The sequence below is a fragment of the Polaromonas sp. P3_C2 genome, from assembly GCF_056402675.1.
Window position 1 is genome coordinate 1 of the sequence record NZ_JBFUGX010000274.1, and the last position, 5,456, is coordinate 5,456.

Annotated in this window: 3 protein-coding genes; 1 reads left to right on the forward strand and 2 read right to left on the reverse strand. The window is 62.5% G+C overall.

All coding sequences use genetic code 11. From position 1 onward, the window contains the following. Positions 1 to 294 (reverse strand): DUF294 nucleotidyltransferase-like domain-containing protein (locus AC1DWI_RS12730; protein WP_477724947.1); only part of this gene is annotated, 294 nt, incomplete at its 3' end. Between the two features lie 51 nt (positions 295 to 345). Further along, positions 346 to 1,188, reverse strand: a complete 843-nt coding sequence (gene map, locus AC1DWI_RS12735) for a type I methionyl aminopeptidase (RefSeq protein ID WP_477724948.1) — start codon at positions 1,186 to 1,188, stop codon at positions 346 to 348. Positions 1,189 to 1,413: 225 nt separating this feature from the next. Between map and purL the strand changes: the two genes are divergently transcribed. Further along, positions 1,414 to 5,456, forward strand: a 4,043-nt coding sequence (purL, locus tag AC1DWI_RS12740; protein WP_477724949.1) for a phosphoribosylformylglycinamidine synthase, incomplete at its 3' end; no start/stop codon positions are given.

The window sequence follows — 5,456 nt, forward strand, 5'->3', positions numbered from 1 at the left end:
CTTGAGGGCCGGGTCGCCGTCGATGTTGGCGTTGTCCGACAGCAGCAGCAGCACGTCTACATCCGAATGGGGAAACAGCTCGCCGCGGCCAAAGCCTCCTGCGGCCACCAGGCAGGCGGAAACCGGAAAGCCGGCACGCTGCCAGAGCAGCTGCAGGGTCGCATCGGCATGCCGGGCGAATTTTTGCAGCAGGCTGTGGATGCCGCGGGACGAGGCGCCACTGGCGGCCAGCGTGGCGAGGAGGGCGGCTTTCCCCGCTTTGTATTGCTCGCGGACCGGGGCCAGCTCGATCATCGCGGAGCTCGCAGGGTCGGAGAGTGCGCGGGGCGCCACTGTGCGCCTGGCTCAGGCACTGACAGCGGCTTGGGCAGGGCTGCTTTGCGGGACAAACGCCGGGATCGGCGGGCTGCCGGCGGACAGGGTAAGTACCTCATAGCCGGTTTCAGTCACCAAAATGGTGTGTTCCCACTGGGCGGACAAGGAATGGTCGCGCGTCACGATGCTCCAGCCGTCTTTCTCGGGGCCGTCCTTGATGTCACGCTTGCCGGCATTGATCATGGGTTCGATGGTGAAGGTCATGCCCGGTGTGAGCTCTTCGAGCGTGCCGGGGCGGCCGTAGTGCAGCACTTGCGGTTCTTCGTGGAATTTCTGGCCAATTCCATGGCCGCAAAACTCGCGAACTACGGAAAACCCCTGTTTTTCGGCAAAAGTCTGGATCGCAAAGCCGATGTCGCCCAGCCTGACCCCAGGCTTGACGCGCATGATGCCCTGCCACATGGCTTCATAGGTCACWTGGCAGAGCCGCTTGGCCGCAATGGAAGCTTCGCCAACCAGGTACATGCGGCTGTTGTCGCCGTGCCAGCCGTCCTTGGTGATGACGGTCACGTCAATATTGACAATGTCGCCTTTTTTCAACGGTTTGTCGTTGGGAATGCCATGGCAGACCTGGTGGTTGATGGAAGTGCACAGCGACTTGGGATATGGCACATAGCCGGGAGGGCCATAGCCCAGCGTGGCCGGAATGGTGCCTTGAACCTGGGTCATGTAGTCATGGGCCAGCCGGTCTATTTCATTGGTGGTGACACCCGGCTTCACGAAGGGGGTGAGGTAGTCCAGCACCTCGGAAGCAAGCCTCCCTGCCAGGCGCATGCCTTCAATTCCTGCGGCATCTTTGTAAGTAATACTCATGGCCCCGATTATCCCACCGCTCCCGGGCACATGCATTTTCAGCATGGGACCAAGGGGCTTTGGCTTTGGCCCGAATGTGGCCCGAACGGATCGCAAAAGTGCCCGGGCGCACCGGCAGCAAACCGGGGAAGGCCTTCAGTCGCTGATAAAATTACGGGTTAACGCTAGCCCGTTAAACCCAACAGCCATGCGCTGCCCACCTCCCATTACAAGGCCACCGCTACCGTGACCCTGCACCTGACGACTTTTGAGGGCGAACCCCACGGGATCAGCGCCCTCAGCGATTTCCGCGTCCAGCAACTCCTTCCCCGCCTGCAAGCCGTCCACGACAAGATCGTGGGCATCAGCGCCCGGTTTGTGCATCTGGTTGCCACGGAGGCGCCGCCTTCAGACACCGTCAAGGGCCAGCTCGCAGCACTGCTTACCTATGGCGACCCTTGCATTGCAGGCGCTGGAAAAACCGATGATGCACTGACCTTTATTGTCTCGCCGCGCTTTGGCACCGTTTCGCCCTGGGCGTCGAAGGCTACGGACATCGCCCACAACTGCGGCCTGGCCATCAAACGCATTGAGCGCATCACCGAATACCGCATTACCTTGAAAAGCGGCTTTTTCAGCAAAACGGCCCTGACGGATGCCCAGCGCGAGCAGGTCGCCGGCCTGCTGCACGACCGCATGACTGAAAGCGTGATGTTGGATCGCGCGCAGGCTGCCGGCCTCTTCACCGAATTGCAAGGTGCATCGCTACAGACCATCGACGTGCTGGCCGGTGGCAAAGCGGCCCTGGAAGCCGCCAATGCCGAATTTGGCCTGGCGCTGGCAGCCGATGAAATCGACTACCTGGTCACCGCCTTCACCCAGCTCAAACGCAACCCGACCGACGTTGAGCTCATGATGTTCGCCCAGGCCAACAGCGAGCACTGCCGCCACAAGATCTTCAACGCCGACTTTACGATTGACGGCGTTGCGCAGGAGAAAAGCCTGTTCGGCATGATCCGCAACACCGAAAAGCTGCATCCCCAGCACACGGTGGTGGCTTATTCGGACAACGCTTCGGTCATGGAAGGCTATAAAACACAGCGGTTTTATGCCAAAACTAGTACAAAACCGGCCCCTCGCCCAACAGGAACAAGCGCGAGCAGCTATCAAACTTATAGCGCTACGGATGACGTGTTGATGCATGTGCTGATGAAAGTCGAGACGCACAACCATCCCACGGCTATTTCTCCCTTCCCTGGCGCGTCGACCGGTGCGGGCGGAGAGATTCGTGACGAAGGCGCAACCGGCCGCGGCTCCAAGCCCAAGGCGGGCTTGACGGGCTTCACCGTGTCCAGGCTGTTTGACGACGCCGCCACGTCCTATGGCAAGCCAGAACACATCGCCAGCCCGCTGCAGATCATGACGGAAGGCCCGCTGGGCGGCGCAGCGTTCAACAACGAGTTCGGCCGGCCCAACCTCAACGGCTACTTCCGCGAATATGAGCAGACCGTCGGCGGCCAGCGCTGGGGTTATCACAAGCCCATCATGATTGCGGGTGGTGTCGGCACGATTGATGCGGCACTCACCAAGAAGATTCTCTTCCCGGCCGGCACGCTGCTGATCCAGCTGGGCGGCCCTGGTATGCGCATCGGCATGGGCGGCAGCGCGGCCAGCTCCATGGCTTCGGGCGCGAATGCGGCCCAGCTTGACTTTGATTCGGTGCAGCGCGGCAACCCTGAAATCGAGCGCCGCGCGCAAGAGGTCATCAACCAGTGCGCCCAACTGGGTGCGGCCAACCCCATCCTGGCGATCCACGATGTGGGCGCCGGCGGTTTGTCCAATGCGTTTCCTGAGCTGGTGAATGACGCGGGGCGAGGTGCGAAGTTTGATTTGCGTGCCGTGCCGCTGGAAGAAAGCGGCCTTTCGCCCAAGGAAATCTGGAGCAATGAAAGCCAGGAGCGTTATGTGATGGCGGTTGCGCCTGAGTCACTGCCGCAGTTCCAGGCCTTCTGCGAGCGTGAGCGCTGCCCGTTTGCGGTGATTGGCATTGCGACGGAAGAAAAGCAACTGGTGCTGTCCGACAAAGACGCGGCCCCGCCGGTGGATATGCCGATGAATGTGTTGCTCGGCAAGCCGCCCAAAATGCACCGCGACGTGAAGTCGGTCAAACACACGATCAAACCCATCGAMCTGACCGGCGTCGATCTGCAGAAAAGTGCGATTGCGGTGCTCAGCCACCCGACCGTCGCGTCCAAGCGCTTCCTGATCACCATCGGCGACCGCACCGTGAGCGGCCTCACGCACCGTGATCAGATGGTTGGCCCCTGGCAGGTGCCGGTAGCCGACTGCGCTGTCACGCTGGCTGACTACAGCGGTTTTGCGGGCGAAGCCATGAGCATGGGCGAACGCACGCCGCTGGCCACCGTCAACGCGGCCGCTTCGGGGCGTATGGCGGTCGCCGAGGCCATCACCAACCTGCTGGCCGCGCCCATTGAGCTGCCGCGTGTCAAGCTGTCAGCCAACTGGATGGCCGCCTGCGGCGAGCCCGGCCAGGATGCGGCGCTCTACGAGACCGTCAAGGCCGTCGGCATGGAGCTGTGCCCGGCGCTGGGCGTGTCGATTCCGGTTGGCAAGGATTCCTTGTCGATGCGCACCGTGTGGAGCGAGGGCGCTGACARCAAGAAAGTCACCTCGCCGGTGTCGCTGATCGTGAGCGCTTTCGCCACACTGCCCGATGTGCGTGGCACCCTCACGCCGCAGCTGAACCGCGATGAGGCCGACAGCACGCTGATCCTGATTGACCTGGGTAAGGGCCAGAACCGCATGGGCGGCTCCATCCTCGCGCAAACGCTGGACAAGGAAGAGGGCAAGGTGCCCGATCTCGACGATCCGAAAGACCTGGTCAACCTCGTCAATGCCATCAATGCGCTGCGCAAAGAGGGCAAGCTCATGGCCTACCACGACCGCAGTGACGGTGGCCTGTTTGCCGCAGTATGTGAGATGGGCTTTGCCGGCAACGTGGGCGTGTCGCTCAACATCGACATGCTGCTGGTCGAAGGCGACGGCATTTCCGACAGCCGCATGGACACGGGCGACAGCAAGAACTGGGCAAGCCAGGTCGGCGCGCGCCGCGAGGAGCTCACGCTCAAGGCGCTGTTCAACGAAGAGCTGGGTGCCGTCATCCAGGTGGCCACGTCTGCGCGCAACGAAGTGATGCAGACCCTGCGCGAGCACGGCCTCTCCAAATTCAGCCACTTCATCGGCAAGACGCGCCCACAGCACGCCTCGCTCGAAGTCGGCAAGGGCGAGATCCAGGTCTGGCGCGACACCAAGGCCGTGTTCTCGGCCAAGCTGCAAGACTTGCATCAGGTCTGGGATTCGATCAGCTGGAAGATTTGCCAGCAGCGCGACAACCCCGATTGCGCCAATACTGAACACGCGACCACCGGCAACCCCGCCGACCCGGGCCTGCATGTGCAACTGACGTTTGATCCAGTCAAAGTGCTGTCGGCGCCCGCGCTCAACCTGTCGGCGCGGCCACGCGTGGCGGTGCTGCGCGAGCAGGGCGTCAATTCGCATGTGGAAATGGCTTACGTCTTCACCGAAGCCGGCTTTGAAGCCTGCGACGTGCATATGACTGACCTTCAAACCGGTCGCGCCAGGCTGGCCGACTTCAAGGGCATCGTGGCCTGCGGCGGCTTCAGCTATGGCGACACGCTGGGGGCTGGCATCGGCTGGGCGCGCTCAGTCACCTTCAACCCGGTGCTGTCCGAAGAGTTCAAGGCGTTCTTTGCGCGCCAGGACACCTTTGGTTTGGGCGTGTGCAACGGCTGCCAGATGTTTGCCGAACTGGCCGACATCATCCCGGGCGCCGAGGCCTGGCCGCGCTTTACCACCAACCGCAGCGAGCGCTTTGAAGCACGCCTGAGCATGGTCGAGGTGCTGGAGTCCCCCAGCATCTTCCTGCAGGGCATGGCCGGCAGCCGCCTGCCGATCGCCGTCGCGCATGGCGAGGGCTATGCCAATTTCGCCTTCCGGGGCGATGCCTCCAAGGCGATTGCCGCTATGCGCTTTACCGACAACGATGGCAAGCCGACCGAAGCTTATCCGGCCAACCCCAACGGCAGCGCCGGCGGCCTCACCGCCGTGACCACGGCTGACGGCCGCTTCACGGCGATGATGCCGCATCCCGAGCGCGTGTTCCGCAACATCCAGAAGAGCTGGACTTCGGGCGGCGCCAGCGAACGCAGCCCGTGGATGAGCCTCTGGCACAACGCGCGCAAGTGGGT